The 20,100-nt window shown below is 52.1% G+C and carries 17 protein-coding genes and 1 pseudogene; 2 read left to right on the forward strand and 16 right to left on the reverse strand.

What is annotated here, in order from left to right; genetic code table 11:
• Positions 1-389 precede the first annotated feature (389 nt).
• The 5 genes and pseudogenes from KGP16_RS17620 to KGP16_RS17640 all read right to left on the reverse strand — a co-directional run.
• Positions 390-1,340 (reverse strand): annotated as a pseudogene (locus KGP16_RS17620) (transketolase family protein); the annotation flags it as partial.
• The gene (locus KGP16_RS17625) at positions 1,333-2,169 is read right to left on the reverse strand and encodes a transketolase (protein WP_021178538.1); all 837 of its coding nucleotides are present in this window, start codon (positions 2,167-2,169) and stop codon (positions 1,333-1,335) included. The pseudogene KGP16_RS17620 and the gene KGP16_RS17625, both read right to left, overlap by 8 nt.
• A complete protein-coding gene (locus KGP16_RS17630; RefSeq protein WP_059201293.1) occupies positions 2,166-3,548 on the reverse strand; it encodes a PTS ascorbate transporter subunit IIC in 1,383 nt (460 codons plus the stop codon). The genes KGP16_RS17625 and KGP16_RS17630 overlap by 4 nt, the downstream gene beginning before the upstream one ends.
• Before the next feature lie 23 nt (positions 3,549-3,571).
• On the reverse strand, positions 3,572-3,853 hold the full coding sequence (locus tag KGP16_RS17635) for a PTS sugar transporter subunit IIB (protein WP_021178540.1): 282 nt from the start codon (positions 3,851-3,853) through the stop codon (positions 3,572-3,574).
• A 97-nt stretch (positions 3,854-3,950) separates the two neighbouring features.
• Positions 3,951-4,394 carry a PTS sugar transporter subunit IIA gene (locus tag KGP16_RS17640; protein WP_059201294.1) on the reverse strand — a complete coding sequence of 148 codons (444 nt, stop codon included), beginning with the start codon at positions 4,392-4,394 and terminating at the stop codon, positions 3,951-3,953.
• A 376-nt stretch (positions 4,395-4,770) separates the two neighbouring features.
• On the opposite strand from KGP16_RS17640, the gene KGP16_RS17645 reads away from it, so the two are divergent.
• The gene (locus KGP16_RS17645) at positions 4,771-5,790 is read left to right on the forward strand and encodes a LacI family DNA-binding transcriptional regulator (RefSeq protein ID WP_223500062.1); all 1,020 of its coding nucleotides are present in this window, start codon (positions 4,771-4,773) and stop codon (positions 5,788-5,790) included.
• A gap of 58 nt (positions 5,791-5,848) precedes the next feature.
• On the opposite strand, the gene KGP16_RS17650 is transcribed toward KGP16_RS17645, so the two are convergent.
• The 11 genes from KGP16_RS17650 to KGP16_RS17700 all read right to left on the reverse strand — a co-directional run bounded on the left by KGP16_RS17650 (position 5,849) and on the right by KGP16_RS17700 (position 18,499).
• Complete coding sequence (locus tag KGP16_RS17650) at positions 5,849-6,541, reverse strand: oligogalacturonate-specific porin KdgM family protein (protein WP_021806007.1); 693 nt, start codon at positions 6,539-6,541, stop codon at positions 5,849-5,851.
• Between the two features lie 218 nt (positions 6,542-6,759).
• Entirely contained in the window at positions 6,760-8,049 is a 1,290-nt protein-coding gene (locus KGP16_RS17655) for an ABC transporter substrate-binding protein (RefSeq protein WP_059201295.1), read from the reverse strand.
• Positions 8,050-8,064: 15 nt separating this feature from the next.
• On the reverse strand, positions 8,065-9,192 hold the full coding sequence (locus KGP16_RS17660) for an ABC transporter ATP-binding protein (RefSeq protein WP_223500063.1): 1,128 nt from the start codon (positions 9,190-9,192) through the stop codon (positions 8,065-8,067).
• Between the two features lie 13 nt (positions 9,193-9,205).
• On the reverse strand, positions 9,206-10,120 hold the full coding sequence (locus tag KGP16_RS17665; protein ID WP_115158204.1) for a carbohydrate ABC transporter permease: 915 nt from the start codon (positions 10,118-10,120) through the stop codon (positions 9,206-9,208).
• Positions 10,113-11,003 carry a carbohydrate ABC transporter permease gene (locus KGP16_RS17670; RefSeq protein ID WP_024530676.1) on the reverse strand — a complete coding sequence of 297 codons (891 nt, stop codon included), beginning with the start codon at positions 11,001-11,003 and terminating at the stop codon, positions 10,113-10,115. Before KGP16_RS17670 ends, KGP16_RS17665 begins: the two co-directional genes overlap by 8 nt.
• A 675-nt stretch (positions 11,004-11,678) precedes the next feature.
• Positions 11,679-12,254 (reverse strand): NUDIX hydrolase YfcD, encoded by a 576-nt coding sequence (gene yfcD, locus KGP16_RS17675; protein WP_021178548.1) that lies wholly within the window; start codon positions 12,252-12,254, stop codon positions 11,679-11,681.
• Positions 12,255-12,385: 131 nt separating this feature from the next.
• Positions 12,386-12,937, reverse strand: a complete 552-nt coding sequence (yfcE, locus tag KGP16_RS17680; protein WP_021806010.1) for a phosphodiesterase — start codon at positions 12,935-12,937, stop codon at positions 12,386-12,388.
• A gap of 103 nt (positions 12,938-13,040) precedes the next feature.
• On the reverse strand, positions 13,041-13,685 hold the full coding sequence (locus tag KGP16_RS17685) for an RpiB/LacA/LacB family sugar-phosphate isomerase (RefSeq protein ID WP_021178550.1): 645 nt from the start codon (positions 13,683-13,685) through the stop codon (positions 13,041-13,043).
• A 45-nt stretch (positions 13,686-13,730) separates the two neighbouring features.
• Positions 13,731-14,492 (reverse strand): 2-dehydro-3-deoxy-D-gluconate 5-dehydrogenase KduD, encoded by a 762-nt coding sequence (kduD, locus tag KGP16_RS17690; protein ID WP_046808386.1) that lies wholly within the window; start codon positions 14,490-14,492, stop codon positions 13,731-13,733.
• Between the two features lie 289 nt (positions 14,493-14,781).
• Complete coding sequence (locus KGP16_RS17695; RefSeq protein ID WP_218519110.1) at positions 14,782-16,845, reverse strand: right-handed parallel beta-helix repeat-containing protein; 2,064 nt, start codon at positions 16,843-16,845, stop codon at positions 14,782-14,784.
• Between the two features lie 88 nt (positions 16,846-16,933).
• Positions 16,934-18,499 carry an MFS transporter gene (locus KGP16_RS17700; protein ID WP_094981991.1) on the reverse strand — a complete coding sequence of 522 codons (1,566 nt, stop codon included), beginning with the start codon at positions 18,497-18,499 and terminating at the stop codon, positions 16,934-16,936.
• Positions 18,500-18,930: 431 nt separating this feature from the next.
• On the opposite strand from KGP16_RS17700, the gene KGP16_RS17705 reads away from it, so the two are divergent.
• Positions 18,931-20,097, forward strand: coding sequence for an oligogalacturonate lyase family protein (locus KGP16_RS17705; RefSeq protein WP_223500064.1), 1,167 nt, complete (start codon positions 18,931-18,933; stop codon positions 20,095-20,097).
• The last annotated feature ends 3 nt before the right edge of the window (positions 20,098-20,100 follow it).

Raw genomic sequence — 20,100 nt, forward strand, 5'->3', positions numbered from 1 at the left:
TCACTATGTCCTTGAACACCGTTCTACCCTGTCCCCGGTCTGTAAAGGGAAAGTGTTGAGGTAAATTTGTTGAGATGACCTATTTACTTCCAGCAGAGCACCGCCTATCAGCCCCCTCTCCCTTTGGGAGAGGGAACCGATCGAGTGGGTCTGAAAACTCAGTGACACACCTAGGATAAGGGGACGATCGGCCTGAGAAATAGGCCGATCGTCATGAGTGAAGGATATTAAAAAGTGTTCACTATGTCCTTGAACACCATTCTACCCTGTCCCCGGTCTGTAAAGGGAAAGTGTTGAGGTAAATTTGTTGAGATGACCTATTTACTTCCAGCAGAGCACCGCCTATCAGCTCCCTCTCCCTGTGGGAGAGGGTTGGGGTGAGGGAGGGTCAACAACTCATCCGCCGCCGCCACAATATGCGCCGCCGTCAGGCCATACTCCTGCTGCAAGAACTCCTGCGTACCCACCTGCCCATAGCGGCCTTTGACTCCCACTCGCCGCATCGGCACCGGACATTCTTCCACCAGCACCTCCGCCACTGCCGAACCAAGCCCGTTATGGATGCTGTGGTTCTCGCAGGTGACGATCCTGCCGGTTTTCGCCGCAAAGGTTTTGATGATTTCACGATCGATAGGCTTGAGTGTAAACATGTCAATCACCGCCGCGCTGATACCACGCTGTTGAAGTTGCTGAGCCGCCTGCAACGCTTCGGCGACCATAATGCCGTTGGCGATCAGCGTAATGTCGCTGCCGTCACGCAGTAGATTAGCCTTGCCGATGGTGAAACGATAGCCTGCAGGATAAATGCGTGTCGCCTGCTTACGAATGGTTCGTACCCAGTAGAAGCCTTGCAACTTCACCAGTTGCTGCAAAATATCCTCGAACATGGTGGCATCGGTCACCTCCAACACCACCGAATGCGCCAGGCCGCGCACGATCCCCATGTCTTCAAACGACATATGCGTGCCGCCGTTATGGCAGGCGCTAACCCCGGCATCGGAAGCGATCACCTTGGCGTTGTTGCGCTGATAATCTAACGACATAAACAGCTGATCGAAACAGCGGCGGCTGGCAAAAGCGGTAAAGGTGTGGACGAAAGGGACCCGCCCGGTCAGCGACAAACCGGCGGCTACGCCAATCACATTAGCCTCCATGATGCCGCAGTTGATGACCCGCTCTGGGTGATCCTTATGTACGCCATCCATCGCCATCGAACTCATCAGATCGGCTTCCAGTGCAATCACTGGCGTATCGGCTTCGGCCTGTTGGCGGATCACGCTGGCGTACACCTTACGCATTTCTACGGCGTCTTTTTCAAACGGCATTTCCAGGTTAAACATAGGCGGCCTCCAGGTCGGCAATGGCCTTTTCAATTTCGCTACGAACATCTGGCGTTAAGCGCAGATGGTGTGAGTTTTTCAGGTTCTCCAGATACGCCACGCCCTGCCCCTTGAGGCTATCGAGGATCACCACCAACGGCCGCTGCTCGCCACTGCGTTCCGGCAATACGGCATCACGGATCGCGGCAATGTCATCCCCACGAACGGTTTGCACCTCAAAACCGAAGGCGTGGAATTTACCGGCCAGATCGAAGGGTTTGATCACCTCATCCAGCGTGCCGTCCAACTGCTGTTTGTTGTAATCAATAAACAGCGTCAAATTATGCAGGTTGTGGTGGGCGATAAATTGGAACGCTTCCCAGCATTGGCCTTCGTTCAGTTCACCATCCCCCAGGATGCAGAATACCCGGTTGCTGCGCTTTGCCAGTTGGTGTGAAAGCGCCATACCGGCTGCAATAGAGACCCCTTGCCCGAGCGATCCGGTAGTGGCATCCACCCCACGGGTTAGCAAGCGATCTGGGTGGCTCGGCAACCGGGTGCCATTCTGGTTGAGCGTTTGCAGCTGTTCCAACGGGAAATAGCCCTTAAGCGCCAGCACGCTATACAGAGCCGGACCAGCATGGCCTTTCGACAGCACGAAATAATCGCGCTCAGGCCAATCCGGGTCACCTGGATCGATACGCATCACTTCGCCATACAGCACCGCCAGCGTTTCAACCACCGACATACAGCCGCCGTAATGGCCAAACCCCAGCCCAGTGAGGGCCTTCAGCGTTTCCAGACGGATCGCCCCGGCCAATTGCGTCAAATCAGTCACGGTGTTGCTCATGAACTTTCCTCCTTATTTCTGGCTGGGACATCTTTGCGTTTTCCCAGGAAGTTATGCGCGACCAGCAGGCCAAAGATGGCGACGATCGCGACCATGATCATTTCTTTGGTCAGGAAGCGTGCCATATTGCCCAACACGATCCCCACCACGCCGAAGTCCGTATCGGAGAAGGTGGTGTTGGCAAAACCCAGCGCGCCCAGTACCGGTAACAACAGCACCGGCAGGAAGGTAATCAACAAACCGTTGGCAAATGCCCCCAGCATGGCACCACGCCGCCCACCGGTCGCATTGCCGAACACCCCGGCAGTGGCCCCGGTAAAGAAGTGCGGCACCACGCCCGGCAGGATCAGTACCATCTTCATTTGGCCGAGCAAGAACAGACCCACCAAGCCACCCAGGAAGCTGAACAGGAAACCAATCAACACCGCATTGGGGGCGTAGGGATAGACCACCGGGCAGTCCAGCGCCGGGCGGGCATTAGGGACCAGTTTTTCCGAGAAGCCGGTAAAGGCCGGGACGATCTCGGCCAGGATCAGGCGCACACCTTGCAGAATGATGAATACCCCGGCGGCAAAAGTGATCGCCTGAATAATCGAGTACACCAGGTAGTTCTGCCCGCCACTCAATTGGCTTTCGACGTAATCCTGGCCCGCGCAGATAGCCAGGATCAGGTAGATCACGATCATGGTCATCGAGATGGAAATCGAGCTGTCACGCAGGAAGCTGAGGTTTTTAGGTAAGTTCATCTCCTCGGTGGAACGCGAGTTTTTCCCTACCTTGGAACCGAGCCAGCCGGAAAGGACATAGCCCAAGGTGCCGAAATGGCCAAAGGCAATGTCGTCGTTACCGGTAATGCGGCGCATATAGCGCTGGGCGATAGCCGGGAAGAACGCCATCACCAATCCCAGAGTCAGCGCTCCGGTGAACACCAACTGTACGCCCTCAAAACCGGCCACGGTAAGGATGATGCCGATCATACAGGCCATGTAGAAGGTGTGGTGCCCGGTCAGGAAGATGTATTTCAAGCGGGTAAAGCGAGCCACGATGATGTTGGCCACCATGCCAAACGCCATAATCAGCGCGGTGGAGGCACCGTATTTCTCTAGTGAGATAGAGACAATGGCTTCGTTATTGGGAATAATGCCCTGAATATTGAACGCATGCTCAAACATGCCACCCAATGGATTCAGTGAGCCGACTAATACCGTCGCCCCACCGCCCAACACAATAAAGCCCAGAATGGTTTTAACCGTCCCTTTGACCACGTCAGAAAAAGATTTCTTTTGTGCCAATAGACCAATCAAGGCAATCACCCCGACCAATACCGCCGGGACCTTTAATATATCAACCACAAACCTGAGCGTTTCCTGGATAAACATATCCACCTCGCCAATGGGTTAGATTAAATAATGGAGTGGGCTGTGAAGTAAGCACGCAGCTTGGCTTCAAGCTCATTAATATCAATGATATTGCTGATCACCACTAACTGGTCGGCTGGGACACTGGCGCTAGCGGCAATATCTTTCGCCATCACGAAGATATCTGCCGCGCCCGGCGTTGCCGAGGAAAGATCGGAGTGTTCTACCTCTGCCTCAATATTCATTTTTTTCAGCACTTTCTTGATGTTCATTTCCACCATAAAACTGCTGCCCAATCCTGAGCCACAAATAGCCATGATTTTCATTATTCTTACCTGCCAGATTTTATGTGTAGGATAGCGTCACCCGATATCTATCGGATGCTGAGTATTATCAAAAGCTGCGGGTATAACCGGTTAGAGATTAATAATTGGCGATAACATCCTCAATTTGCCGTTTGGTTTGCGCCAGGAACAGTTTCTCCATGGCTTCGCTATCAGAAAATAACTCGGCCAGCTGCGAAATCATGTCAATATGGCTACTGCTATCCGGAGCGGAAAGCATCACCACGACGAACACCGGGTCGTTATCTTCGGACTGAAAATGCACGCCCTGATTGATCTTTAATAGTGAAAGACCAAGCGCTTTGGCGCCCTCCTCCGGCCTGGCATGGGGCATCGCGATACCGGGTGCCAACACGTAATAGGGCCCCAGCGCCTGATGTTGCTGAAATATGGCCGTCAGGTAATCGGCGGTGATCACACCACGCTGCAGTAGCGGCTGAGCACTCAGCGTGACCGCCTCCTGCCAGTCGGTAACCTGATCGCACAGTTGAATGTGGTCGGCGTTCAGCCAGTCGTTGAGCACATCTCCTCCTTATGGGTTTTTTCCCTTAAACCGCCAGAGTTTCCGAACCTAAACGGGAGGAAATCTGTTAGCTATGGATCGTTTGATGGCACGTAGCCGTCATGGAAAAGCCCGGCGACGGTAAAACTTTAATCAACGTGCAGGGGTTAAACTGTGACTTATCGCACAAAGATAGCGCTACCAAAAATCCTTCATCCAGATCTGTGATAGCGCTATCAAAACTATCGGGGATGAAACCCGGCGGTTCAGTTTTTTTATCGATCGCCAAAGGAACGGGGTAGAATGGGCATAGAAGCGGGAACGACGAAGCCCAGTAATGGGTTTCAACCCATGAGCTCATTTATGCGTTATGCGCGCATTTCAGTCAGGATCAGCAATGTCGATCGGTAGAAAACGACGCAGTACCGGCCGGGTTACCCTGGCCGACGTAGCCCAATTGGCAGGCGTGGGCACCATGACCGTCTCGCGGGCGCTACGCACGCCGGAACAGGTTTCAGATAAGCTGAGAGAAAAAATTGAGTCGGCGGTCAGTGAGTTAGGTTATCTCCCCAACCTGGCGGCCAGTTCGTTAGCCTCGGCGTCTTCTTATACCATCGCCATGGTGGTGCCGAGTTTTTCCGAGTCCGGCTGTGCGGATATGTTTGCAGGGTTACAGCGGGTACTGCAACCGGCGGGTTACCAGATCATGCTAGCCGAGTCCCAACATCATATCGAGCGTGAAGAAACGTTGCTGGAAACCCTGCTCTCTTACAACCTGGCGGCGGCGGTGCTGTTAAGCATTGAACATTCTGAAAATACCCGCCAGGCATTAACCGCCGCCAATATTCCGGTGGTGGAGATTGGGGCAATCCGCACCGACCCGATCGACATCAATATCGGCATTGATTACGTCGCCGCCATGTATCAACTCACTCAAACCTTAATTGCCAGCGGGTATCAAAATATTGGCCTGCTGTGCGCCAATCAGGAGCAGTGGATTTTCCAACAGCATCTGCAAGGCTGGCACAAAGCGCTACTGCAGAACCACATGTCCCCTCATCGGGTGATTAATGCCGCGCAACCCGCAAGCTTTAGCCTCGGCGCCCAGCAATTGCCGGAGTTTTTACTGGCCTGGCCTGAGTTGGATGCCTTGGTCTGTGCGTCTGATGAACTGGCCTGCGGCGCGCTGTATGAATGCCAGCGGCGGCGCATCAAGGTACCGGAACAGCTGGCGATCGTGGGGTTTGGTAACAGCGAGGTCAGCCAGGTCTGCCAGCCACCGCTGACGACCATGACCGTGCCGCATAAGGAGATTGGTATTCAGGCAGGTAAGGCATTGTTGGCGCGTTTGAACGATCAGCCCTGGCAGCCCAAAGGTTCGATCCCTTCAACCCTGTGCCGTCGTAGCAGCTGCTAACGATGACGATACCGGGAACCCGCCGATAAGTCGGTATTCCCGGTAGTTTCACCCTTGCTTACCAGCTATAAGAGACCCCAACACGGTAGCGCGTCTGGCGGTTATCGTGTTGGCTATCCTGCTTCACGTTCCCCACTTCAACATAAGGCTTCCAGTTTTTATCCCACTTGTAAGCCAGCTTGACGTTATGCTCGTAATCGGTTTTGCCGTCGTCAAAAATAACCTTGTTGCTGCTCTTATACACGTAGTTATATTCGGCCGACCAGTCCTTGTAGAAGTTATAACCTAACCAAAAATCACCACGGTTGGTTTTCTCATCCCCCTCTGAACCTTTTGAGGTGGTACGCTTATATTCGTAGCGATATCTGCCCGCTACATAAATGTCTTTGGTAAAGTTATACTGCGCACGCAGATAAGGGCGATAGCCGTTATTATTACTGTTGGACTCTAGCGAGAACCCAGGCTGCAGGGTGATTGCATCAAATTTATGCTGATAGCTGACGACGGCTTCTGTGCCATTACTGACCTGCTCGTGGAAAGGTTTATCAGGCGTAGAGTCTGAAGAGTCCTGACGCCATTTTGCTTCCAGAGAAAATCCCAGGCCGTTATCGAAACGATGCGAGACCAGCATTCTATTTTTATGGTCGCCTTTGGCTGTATCCTGCCATTCATGGCGCAAATCAAGCGACATGGCCATTGCACTAAAGTTTGCTACAGAGGCTAACACCAGAGTCAATAATTTAAATTTCATTATTACTACCCTTATCATTTAATTATAGAAAAGACATCCCCACTCTAATTAAGGGGGTTATAGAGTTATTTGAAATACTTATTATTTGAAAATGGGCAAAGCGTCATTGCTATTTAATACAAATTTATTTTTCTTACGGCTTCCCTGTTAGCGTTAATGAATGTAATGATTAGCTGATAAATAAGCCCCCACCCAAGATAAGGTGGGGACAATTCTTGTTAGCGCATTGCGCGTTTCAGAATACGGTCGCCCTGGCGCTGGAAATCAGCAGCCACTTCCTGCACCGTTTTCTTGCCATAATCGATATTCTGAATGGCATCCTGGAACAGCACTACAATCTGCGGGTCGTCAAAATACGGTGAAGCGCTGATGGCATGCGGCAGTGACAGCGCCAGTTTCAACCCGGAAACCGCCGGATCGCTATCCTGGATCACGCCACTTTCGGTCAATTGGCTGACAGCCACTTTGCTTAACGGAACCCCCCGCTCCAGCTTCAGCGCCTCAACGCCTTCCTTGCTGTTTAACAGGAAGTTAATCAACATTGCCGCTTCTTTTGGATGCTTGCTGCTTTTACCAATCGAAAACATTTGCGACGGCTTGAAGAACAATCCGGCATCTTTGGCACCCGGCAGCATCGGGTATGGGCCCAATACCAGCTTGGCCGGTGCTTTCAGGTTATCGGAGTATTTGTTGATGGTGGAGTTCCACATATAGGTCCCACCCCATTCCCCCGCAATCCATGGCTTCATCTCATACATGTTGTTTTTGCCGAACGAGGCGTAGTATTTCGATGATGGCATGACGTGGCTGTCTACCATGTTTTTATACATCTGGAAGAAATCGACCCATTGTGCTTCGCTATAGGCAAACTTCTTCTGCGCTTCATCGATAATATCGACGTTATATTTTTGGATCATGTAGGAACGTAACAGTGCGAAGGTATCCTGGTGCTCCAACACCACCGGATAATATTTATCGCCCAGTTTTTCGTTGAAGGTTTTACCGGCGGCGAGCAATTCATCCCAATTATTGGGATATTGCACACCCGCGTCTTTCCAGGTGACATCGTTATAATAGAAAACACGTGCGGTCACTGAAATCGGAATGCCGTTCAGCTTGCCGTCAATCGTGGTGGTTTGTAGCTCTTTGGGATCAAACTGCGTCAGATCCAGGTACTCACTCACCTTGTTCAGGTCATAGAATCCGGTGCCGGTTTTTGAAAAGATCGGCAGCCAGTTCCAGTTGGTTTGCATCACGTCCGGCTCGGTGCCCCCGGCAATCTGGGTGGTCAGGCGTGAAAGGTGACCGTCCCAGCCGGTATATTCCGATTTCACCTTGATATTCGGGTTCTGCTTCTGGAATTCCTCAATCGCCTTCAACGTAACCTGATGGCGGCCATTGCCTCCCCACCAGGACATACGCAAGTCAACCTGTTCAGCGGCAAAGGCCTGATGGGCAAATATCGCCATGGACGAGGCTACCAGGGTACGTAAGACTATTTTTTTCATTATTGACCACTCCTGTTAAAGAGAAATATTCTTTTCTGTTTTCGCATCAAAAATGTGGCATTTATCCATATCGAATTTGAAGTAAACCGGACGATGCAGCCCATTTTTCAGGATCGGTTTGACGTCATCGGAAGGAATACGGCAGGTCAGTTCAAAATCATTCACCTTCAGGTAAACAAAGAACTCATGGCCCATATTCTCGACGCGGACCAGTTCCCCTTCAGAGTGGTTGCCCTCAAACGGCGACTCTGAAATCGATACAAACTCGGGCCGCACGCCAAAGAACACGTCCTGCCCGACAAAGCTGGCGACCTTATCCTGCTGATACTGGCTGAGGGTCAAGGTGTAGTTACCGACGGTGAGGCCGATTTTGCCGTCCTGCTCTACCAGCTTGCTCGGCTTGATGTTCATTTCTGGCGTACCGATAAATCCGGCGACAAACATGTTTTTCGGGAGGTGGTACAGGTTGTCTGGCGTATCCACCTGCATGATATGGCCCAGCTTCATCACGCAGATACGGTCGCCCATGGTCATGGCTTCGGTCTGATCGTGGGTAACATAGACGGTGGTCGCCGGTTTGCCGCTCTTTTTCAGCTGCTTGTGCAAATCGGAAATACGGATACGCATCGATGCACGCAGCTTGGCATCCAGGTTAGACAACGGTTCATCGAACAGGAACACGTCTGGTTTTTTCACAATTGCGCGGCCTACGGCCACACGCTGCGCCTGCCCACCGGAGAGTTGGCGTGGCAAACGATCCAACAGCTCTTCCAGCTCCAGGATCTTGGCGGCTTCGTTAACCTGCTCTTCAATTTGCTCTTTAGGCATCTTGCTCAGCTTCAAGCCAAAGGCCAGGTTATCTTTTACCGTCATATGCGGATATAGCGCATAGTTCTGGAACACCATGGCAATACCACGGGATTTAGGGGCCAGGTTATTCACCACGCGATCGCCTATGCGCACTTCGCCGCCGCTAATGGTTTCCAACCCTGCCAGCATCCGCAGCGTGGTCGATTTGGCACAGCCGGAAGGGCCGACAATCACCATAAACTCGCCATCGGCAATGGTCAGATTAATGCCATGCACCGCCTTATAACCGTTGCTGTACACTTTCTGCAGATTGTTAAAAATGACTTCAGCCATGATAGATCCTCAATTAACCTTTAATTCCGCTGCTGGTAACGCCCTGCACAAAGTAGCGTTGGGCCAGGAAGAACACGATGATGGACGGCAGAATAGAGATGCTTGCCATAGCCAGGATTTCGTTCCACGGCGCACCTTCTGTCACGTCGATAGACATTTTCAACGCCAGCGCAATCGGGTACTTATCAACGCTATAGACGTAGATCAACGGGCCAATAAAGTCATTCATTGACCACATAAACTGGAACAGCGCGACGGAGATAATCGCCGGTTTCAGGATCGGCACCACCACATACCACAGCACCTGGAACGAGTTGCAACCATCAATCTGGGCCGCCTCTTCCATATCCCGTGGCACTCCGCGCAGGAACTGGATCAACATAAAGACGAAGAATCCTTGGGTCGCGAATGCCAGCGGCAGATAGAGAGGTAGGTAGCTGTCCAGCATGCCCATCTCTCGGAACATAATGTATTGCGGGATCAGTAACACCGTACTCGGCAGCAACATGGTAGTGATCAGCGTGGCAAACCAGAATTTCTTCCACGGGATCTCAAAGCGGGCAAAGCCGTAGGCCACAATGGTCGAAGAGATAATGGTTAATAACACCTTGGGGATCACAAATTTAAAGGTGTTAAGCATGTAATGACCAAAGTTATATTCCGTGCCGGTTTTCCAACCGTTGACGAAACCGTCCGAGGTCGCATTGTCTGGCCACAGGCCCAGGGTGGTGAAGATCTCCTGGTTGGGTTTAAACGAGGCCGAGAACATCCAAACCAGCGGATAAAGCATCAACAATCCCACCAGCAGCAGCACGACGTAACGAATAGCGGCGCTGATTTTTTCCCGGCGCAATGTGCGCTGAACTTCACGCTCAGCCATTTCCTGCGCACTGGGCATGTGTAATTGGTTCTGTTGCATGTCAGCCATTTTTGCCACCCTTGTCTGCCGAGTAGAAGACCCAATACTTCGATGATTTAAAGGCGATTGAGGCGAACAGGGCCACAACCAGGAACAGGATCCACGCCAATGCGGCACCGTAACCCATATCAAAATATTTAAAGGCGGTATCGTAGATATACAGTGAGAACAGATAGGTGTAATGGGTAGGCCCGCCCCCGGTAATGACATACGGAGCCGTAAACTCTTGGAACGCCTGCGTGGTCTGCATAATAAAGTTGAAGAAAATCACCGGCGTGATCAGCGGTACCGTGACCTTCATAAACATCTGCCACTTGGAAGCACCATCAATCATGGCCGCTTCATATTGTGACTGTGGTACGTTTTGCAGCGCCGCCAGGAAGATCACCATCGCAGAGCCGAACTGCCATACGCGCAGCAACGTAACCGACATCAATGCCAGAGAAGGCTCGCCCAACCAGTTGACCGGATCCATACCAAAGACACCGATAAAGCTGTTTAGCAGCCCGTCGATGGCAAACAGAGCACGCCATAGCACGGCAATAGCCACGCTGCTGCCCAGAATGGAGGGAACATAATACGCCGTACGGAAAAAGCCGATGCCGCGCAGTTTAAAATTAAGGACAAACGCGATACCTAACGCAAATGCCAATTTTAACGGGATGGTCAGAAACACATATGCAAAGGTGACGCCCATCGATTTCCAAAAAAGATGGTCTTCCATCAGCATATAACGATAGTTTTCCACCCCGTTAAAGACCGGGGGATTCATCAGGTCATATTCCGTAAAGCTCAGCAAGAATGATGACACAAAGGGGAACGCCGTAAATATGATCAACCCTATTATATAAGGTGATATATAGGCTAACCCCAGCATTCTGTTTTCATTCATGGTTGTTACCCATAGCCATTTAAATAGAAAAAGAAATGAAATTAGTTAAGTGAAATTTAAGTCTTATTAAACAATAGAAATGACAAGCCCGGCAGTCTGCCCAGGTTCAGCATCCTCCCCGTCGTGATAAATCGATAAATTTTTTCAGGCATTCACTGGCCAATCTCCGCCAGTCATCAGCAGCCAATGCTCGCATTGTCACTATGCCGTTAGGTTGCTTGTTACAGTAGGATAATTCCATTTTTCGGTCTCCCAGATGATCCTGTCATCTACCAACCAACAAACTGAAACACTATTTCAAATTATTATATCTGAAATTTTTCCAACGTCATTCAGTGGATGGCAAAAGTGTGACCAAAGTAGAAACGTTGTTTTGATTTTTTTATAAAAAAACAAAAATTATCAAAACCAAAACAAAGTCAATGTATAACCAAATGATAAATAAAGATATTTATACTTTTTGAATTTGTAGCACTAAGGATAGAAATTTTGATGAGATGGGTTAACTAATTGTAGGTAGATACAATCAGCAGATTTGGGCCGAGAGGGTGAGTATAAATGCCATCATTGATGGTTACATTTGTGATTTCAGACGGTTGGCAAGTGGGGAGGGTCTAAATGAAGAGAAGAATAGACGGCCTTGCTACTCTATGGGCAGCAAGGCCGTGCGTTAAATCAGGCGTCTTCCTCGCCAGAGCTGGCTCTGCTTTCGCGCGGCAGCGGCTTGCCGTAGTCCTGGCCGTTATTACGCGTCAGCCACAACGATAATGCCTTCAGTGAATCGGGGGTGAATTCGTCGCAGCGGGCGGTGATCTCCTCTGGCGTCAACCAGCTCACTTCAGCCACTTCTTCTTCCTGCAGAGCAAACGGGCCATTGGCGACGCAGCTAAATAACGCCCCCCAAATACGGCACTGTTCCTCTTCAAAGTAGAACAGACCATGTTCGGCAAACGGGATCCCGGCGATACCCAGCTCTTCTTCCGCCTCACGGCGGGCAGAGTCCAACACGTTTTCCCCGCTTTGTACCACTCCCCCGGCGGTGGCATCCATCCAACCCGGGTAAAAATCTTTGGTGTCTGTGCGCCGCTGCACCAGAATTTTCCCCATACCATCATGCACCACGATATAGGTCGCACGATGACGCAGCCGTTGGGCACGCATCTGTTGACGACTGGACTGAGCAATCACTTCGTTTTGCTCGTTGACGATATCAACCCACTCGGTATCTGCAGCCTGATCCTGTTCCGCCATCCTGTAAAACCTTCTATTTTGGGCGCGATGCATGCCGCGCACGGGTTATGCTTCAATTATTTTTGGTCTGTGTCCCAGCTCTGCCAAGGAACAACCCTGGCTGCCACTTTCAAGCTATCGGGACTCTAAAATTAGTGCGTTAACGCCACCTCTGCAACAACCTTGCCGTTGTGCAACTCGAGTACGCTCAAGACGTCGTCTGCCAGTATGCCATAGCTGGCAGGAAAACCCCCTTTCGGGATGCTGACCGAGCCTGGATTAAAGCAGTAGATCTCCCCCTGCCTTTGTGCCTGGGGCAAATGCGTATGGCCATACACCAGCACGTCCCCGCCCGTTAAAGGCGGTAATGTGTTGGGATGATAAAGGTGCCCGTGGGTTAAAAACAATCGTCTTTTGGCTAACAGCACCTGCTGGTAAGGGGCCATCATCGGGAAGGAGAGCAGCATCTGATCGACTTCACTGTCGCAATTACCGCGAACGGCAACGATCTTGTCACTAACGTGATTCAATCGTTCGGCTACCTGCGCTGGCTGATAGTTGTCTGGCAAGGCGTTGCGCGGACCGTGATTGAGCAAATCGCCCAACAGGATCAACCAATCGGCCTGGCTTTGAGCAAACAATTCGAGGATTTTGTCGGTGGCGGAGAGCGAACCATGCAGGTCCGAGGCGAACATCAGCTTCATAATCTTTCCTTTGGTACGGAATATGAAACCATTTTAACGTAGCTGGGTTAGACAACAAGCGATGGGGAAAACAGGTGGCCGAAATTCGGCCACCTGAAGAACATCAGGCGCGGGCCAGCAGTTCTTTGACAAACGCCACAATCTCCGGCTTTTTGCCGTTGGAGAACAGGCATTCCTGGAAGCGAGGGCCGCTCACGGCGGTCTTCACCAGCTCTGGATCGATGGCACGCAGCGTATCCAGGTAGTTGTCTTTGATCACCGCCTGCTTAACCTGATTGAGGATACCGGCGTTACGAACCTGAGGTTCCTTACGCTCTACCGGATAACCTTCACCTTTACGCCCGGTAAAGGCCTTCTCAAAGATATAGCGCACGTTCAACTCAGCACCCCAGCCAAAGCCTTTGGCAAACGGCAAGGACAGCGCATTACCGTTGTTGATCTGAGCGAACAGGAAAGCATCCGCAGGATCGATACAGTAACCGCACACTACGCCAGGATGGATGTTCAATGACATCAAGGCGCCCTGCCCGGTACCGCAGCCGGTGACCACAAAGTCGACCGCTTCAGCGTTCAGCAGAATGCTGGCCATAATCCCTAAATGGATATAGGTCAGATGGTGATCCTGCTCATCGCTCATACCCACGTTGAACACCGCATCATGATTGCCAGCCGCAACCGCCTGCAATTGTTCGAGAACCAGCGCATTTTTACCCGCCTGGCTGTTTTCCATCATCAGTGCAATATTCATCTTTTGCTCTCCGCAAATAAAATCAATCGGTTATTCTTTGTCTCGTTAGCGAGCCAACCAGCCGCCATCTACCGCTACGGTGTAGCCATTGATGTAATCCGAAGCCGGTGAAGCCAGGAATACCACCGGCCCCATCAGATCTTCTGGCAGGCCCCAACGGCCAGCCGGGATACGCTCGAGGATTTCCTCGCTGCGGGCCTGATCGTCGCGCAGTTGGCGAGTATTGTTCGTCGCCATATAGCCAGGAGCCAACGCGTTCACGTTGATACCGTGGCTGGCCCATTCGTTGGCCAACAGACGGGTAACACCCATGACGGCGCTCTTGGACGCGGTGTAAGACGGCACACGGATGCCCCCTTGGTAAGACAGCATGGAGGCGATATTGATGATTTTGCCGCCGGTGCCTTGAGCAATAAACTGGCGGGCCACCGCCTGAGACATGAAGAACACCGTCTTGATGTTCAGGTTCATCACGTCATCCCAATCTTTTTCGCTAAACTGCAGCGCATCCTGGCGGCGAATGATGCCCGCGTTATTGACCAGAATATCGATATGGCCGAATTCGGCTACCGCGCGCTCCAGCAGCTCAGGCAGCACTTCCAGCTTGCTCAGGTCGGCTTTCAGGCTCAGGAAACGACGCCCCAGCGCAGTAACTTTGGCGATGGTTTCGTCCGGCTCAACCACGTTAACGCCAACGATATCACAACCTGCCTGAGCCAGCCCTATGGCCATCCCCTGTCCCAGCCCGGTGTCACAACCGGTCACAATCGCCACTTTACCCTGCAATGAAAAATTATCGAGAATCATGCTCTTGTCCTTAGTACTCAGGGCATCAGCGGCCCTTGTCAAAAGTGGGGATAGCGTTGCAATCCCGCCAGTGTCCGCAGCTTGCTGCCATACAGGGGGAACGATATTGCCCGCCCCTGTCATCATGATGGCGCAAGTCTAACGCTTATCCTTGGCGCGATCAATAAAATTGAAACAATGTTTTATTTTAAATGAAAGTAATTTTTGTTTATGTGATGAGTGCCGTTTTCACCGGAGCAAAAACGGCATAACCGCTGGGTTTATCTACATCGATATCGCATACAGCGCCTTAAGGAGCTACTGGCAACAAAAAGGCATTGTTGTCGGCGATGTTCCCCACCACCGCATCGGCATATTCTCCCGGCTTGCTACGCAGCGAGACGTTGCCACTGAATACGCCCTGCTTGTCCTGCGTGGTATAGGGGCCCGGACGGAAAATGTAGTTAAACCTCTGGTTATCAATCGCCATATTGCTGGTGACTTGCAGGGCGCCAGGGTTGAAGTTGTCGGTAAACCCATCCATGCCGTTTTCAATGGCGAGGCTGTTAGTCACCTGATGGGCCACTGGCAACCCTTCTCCCCCCAGTTTGAAACCATTATTGACATTGCGCAGCGCGACGCTGTTCTCAATGATCACCTTGCCGTTCGGGCCATCCTCGATCTTGTTAAACAGATCAAAGCCGTCATCCACGTTGTCATGCGAGAAGCAGGCGACCAGCCGATTTCCCTCGCCCACACGCATTTTGACGGCAAAACCATCCGCATTGATCAGACCTGGATCCTTGTTGGCGTATGATTCGGAATGGCTGATCAGGTTGTGGCTGGCCCACAGTGGCCGGTCGGCGTTAGCCGGGGAAGAAATGACAATTCCGGTATCATCCGCATGGTGTGCCACCACCCGGTCAAGGTGGTTATGGCTACCCGTAATGCGCAGGCTTTTTTCCGTTACCGTGATGCCCTGAATATCCCAATAGCTGGCTGCCAGTTCCATCCCGTGCAGCACCACGCCATCCCCAAGCGGCCGGAGCTTTTTGGCATGCGTGGCGGTGCCACTGGCTAAGGCAGGTATGACAGCCAAGGGGTAATCCCCCGCCGCCAGCCAAAGCGTGCCACCCGGCGTCAAGGATTGCACGGCGGTGGCAAAATCCAGCGGATGCTGCTGACTACCATCATTTTCGGCTTTGCCCTGTGGCGCAGCATACAGATTAGCGGCGTCGGCATAGTGCGCTTTGCGCACCATCAGCTTGTCACTCTGAGCGTTGCCTTTTACCGTAGTGAAACGGTAATCCAGCACGGTTTCCGCCTTCTTCAGCGCAACCTTCACCGCCAGCATCTCTCCGGCCTGTACCTTACGCTCTGCGGCAATGACCACGCCGTCCTGGCTCAGCGACAGAGTGCCACTCTCATTGCTGCGTAGTTGGAAGACGTAATCATCCGTGGCGGATAGTGGCGCAGAACCGATCTCGATCTGCAACGGCATCGCTTTAACCGCAAACTCTTGTGCCGCCGGAAGCTGGCTTTCGCTGAGCGTCAGGCTGGCCTGGTTGACGGTAATGCGTGCGTTACGTGAAGCAAAGAAGCCCACGTAGTAACCTTCAGGATCCAGCTTGGTGACGCGGTGCGGATCGTTGGTCGTTTTACTGACCCAGTTGTCGCTGCCCAGTGGAGCATAGGCCGCGGTAAACCCTTGATCCGTGCGAGCCAGACGCAGCCGGAAGGTTGGCGTTTTCTGCAGATCGACCTCAGGTTGATACCCCTCACGTTTGATCTCGACGCCCGCGTTACCCCAGGAATTGAGCACGCCGTTGCGGGAAATCAGCGTCATTTTGACCCGCTGATGATCTTTTTTATCCTGCGTCATGATGGCATTCATCACCATGTTGGATGCCGCCGGAAACTCCTCATAACCCTGCTGGACCTTCTCCAACCGTGGTTTGCCGAGGATATCGCGGATCAGCAATCCCGCCCCCTCTTGCCCGGCGGGCAGGGCCATATTTTCCGGGCCAAACTGATCGACCGTCACCTCCGCCTCCAGAACCACATTGGCATTGGCGGGAACGCGCGTGTAGTAGAAGGTCAGGCCATCATGGCTGTTGCCGATTTTGCCCCCCCGGCTTTCGACGTGGAACGGCATTTTCAACGGCCCGGCCTGCATCGGCTTGCCATTGGCCATCGTCACCTGATTGGTGCCCACTTTTTCCGGCAGCACGTTGGTGGCAAAGTTGACATCCGTTGACTGGCCGAAAGCGATGGCTTGCCAAACCAGTTCATTAGCGGCAGGCAGCGGTGCGGCGACAGCGTGATGACACACGCTGGCCAGAGCAATTAATAACGACAGAGGTACGATCTTCATTTCCCTTTCCTTGTTTTTAATCGGTAGGGATCCCCCCGCCATGTTGGCGAGAAGATCCTGTCACTGGGTTTTGGGGAGATCAGGCCCGTTAGGCCGGTTTATACACAGGGGGAGAGACTTCAGGGGTGATATTCATCTTCTGGCAGATTTTGCTGTTGCCCCAACACTGTTCGTAAGGCAACCCCACCAGTTTCTCGATGACCAGGCGAACGTCGGGTTTAATATCGCCGATCTTGCCACCCGCCTTGATGCGGGCCACTTCATACAACACTACCTGGTGGGTTTGGCGGTTGAGCGTCATCTGGCTGCTGAAAATAATCGCCATCAGCGCCAACAGGATCACACCAGCAAAGAATACCCAGGAGATGGCGGTAATAGCGGTTTCCGGCTGAGTGTGAGACTTAGATTGGAAGCCGTAGTAACTGAGGATTGCCCCCATGGTAAAGACGATAATCGAACGCATAATCTTGCCGGAGAAGGTCATCGCCCCAGCATAGATCCCTTCACGACGGCGGCCAGTAAAGACTTCGTCCACGTCTGCCAGGAAGGTATACACCGTCCAGGGAATGTAATACACCCCGCCGGTGCCCAGGCCGAAGATCACGGTGATACCGATAATGGCAGCTGTGGCAATATGCGCAGGCAGGTTAAAGAAGTGCAGCAGGGAGTAGCAACAGACCGCAAACATCACGATACCAAGCGCCCAGGAATAAGGTTTACTGAAGCCTTTTTTCACGCACAGGCCAATAAAGATGGCGGTCGATATCAACTGCAAGATGGCATTCAGGCTGTTCAATCCGGCCAGAATGGCAGGATCGTATTGCAGCACGAAAATCACGAAATAGGTAAATACCGAGGCAAACAGCCATTCCGCGCCGAAGCCGAACAGATACATGCCCAGATGCTTGCGAAATACCCGCAGGTAGAAGGTTGATTGCATATCCCGCGCCAATGAAGCCAACGTTTTGAGCAGCGATTTCTTATGCTTAACCTCCGCTATTGCTTCATCCTTGCGCTCCCAGGAGAACAGATACAGCACGGTGATGGCAGTAAACAGGATCACGCCGTAGGTGATGCCGGTATACAGAAAAGGCTGGGCCGACTCTTTGCCGTAAAGCAGAATAAATTGCCCTGGGATAAACGCCGCCAGGAAGTTGGCCATCTTGCCAAAAATCGCTTTATAGCCAGTCAGCTTGGAGCGCATGGCGAAATCATCGGTCATTTCGGTCGCCAGCGTCTCGTAAGGCACCATCACCGAGGTATAAATCAGTTCGAAAATGACGTAGGTGGCGAGGTAGTACCAAAAACCAAAGCCCTCAACCCACAACAGCGGGTAAAAGACCATCAGTGGCGCACCAATCAGCAAGAAGAAACGGCGCCGACCAAAGCGCTTACCGAGCCAGGTATTGCCAAAGTTATCGGTCAGATAGCCCATCACCGGGTTACTGATAGCATCAATGACGCTCGCAACCGAGAAGATGAATGACGCCTCCAGCAGCGTCAGCCCACAGAACGTGGTGTAAAAATAGAGCAGCCAGGCACCGCTGATCGCCAGCGCCCCGCTGCCCAGCAGGTTACCCCCGCCATAAGCCAGCTGATGTCCTAGCCTGACCGTTCTTCCCTTACCCAGAGCGTTAATACCATTCGTTGTCATCGTTTCTTCTCGCAAATAAAAATAATGAACTACAATTTCATTTTTACAGGAATAACGTTTTATACTTTTAGGCGGGTTATAATGTTGTGATGAAAGTCACATAAAAAATAAGGGGATCTGATTTAACCAACTTTAAAACATGGGCAGCATCCGGCCATGGCCCCAGCATCGGGGATTGCCCATCCGTTTTTTTTCTATAGTGGCGAGCATGCAATGGCGTCATGCTGGTTGGCTATGAGCAAAACCACGATCCGCTAACAATCGGGCCAAGCGCAACGATTTATGCGATGTAGCTCTCATAAATCACCCGTTCGGGTTGGCCTAATCCGTCACTTTGATATCATTTTTCTAAATTTATGAAACAATGTTTTATTTAATTAAAGGATCGTCTGAACAGCGGCGGTTTATCGATAAGGTTAAGGGAGGCCATCGTGGCTAAAGGTTCAATCCACCAATTCAATTTCCATCGCACAACCGATGCCGGTACCGGCGCACAGCTCACCCGCCTGACACCGCCTGAAGTGCTGTGCCACCGCAACTACTTCTACCAGAAGTGTTTCACCAACGACGGCAGTAAGCTGTTGTTTGCTGGCGAATTTGACGGTAACCGCAACTACTACCTGCTGGATCTGCAACGGCAGCAAGCGGTGCAGTTGACCGAAGGTCCAGGCGATAACACCTTCGGCGGTTTTTTATCCCCGGACGATCGTTTCCTGTATTACGTGAAGAATGAGCGTGAGCTGCGCCGGGTAGAGCTGAGCAACTGCACTGAACAAACCGTGTATCGCGTGCCTGAAGAGTGGGTTGGCTACGGCACCTGGGTTGCCAACAGTGAATGCACCAGCCTGGTGGGCATCGAAATCGATCGTGAAGATTGGCAACCTCTGACCGACTGGAAAATTTTCCACAGCTTCTTCACCAAAAACCCGCATTGCCGCCTGCTGCGTGTCGATTTGGCCAGCGGTGAATCTCGTGTGATTTATGAGGATCGCCTCTGGTTGGGCCACCCAATCTATCGCCCATACCATAGCGACTGCGTCGCCTTCTGCCACGAAGGGCCACACGATCTGGTTGATGCCCGCATGTGGCTGATCAACGAAGACGGCAGCAATATGCGTAAGGTAAAAACTCATGCCCCAGGCGAGAGCTGTACGCACGAATTCTGGGTGCCGGACGGTTCAGCCCTGATGTACGTCTCTTATTTGAAAGGCCAGCAAGAGCGCAACATCTGCCGTTACGATCCACAGACCGGGCAGGATGAGATCGTGATGACCATGCCAGCCTGTTCGCACCTGATGAGCAACTACGACGGCAGTCTGTTAGTGGGTGACGGTTCGGCTACGCCGGTCGACATCAAGGATTCTCAAGGCTACACCATTGAGAACGACCCGTGGCTTTACGTGTTCGACGCCAAACAAAAACGTCAGGCACGTCTGGCCGCACATAACAGTTCATGGCGCGTGCTGAATGGTGACCGTCAGGTAACGCATCCGCACCCATCCTTTACTCCGGACAACCGGCAAGTGCTCTTCACCTCAGATTTTGAGGGAGAACCTGCGCTGTATCTAGCCCGCTTGCCGGAAGATCTCTTTGCTTGATGG

It is taken from the genome of Serratia sp. JSRIV006 (assembly GCF_019968685.1).
Lineage (GTDB): Bacteria > Pseudomonadota > Gammaproteobacteria > Enterobacterales > Enterobacteriaceae > Chania > Chania fonticola_B.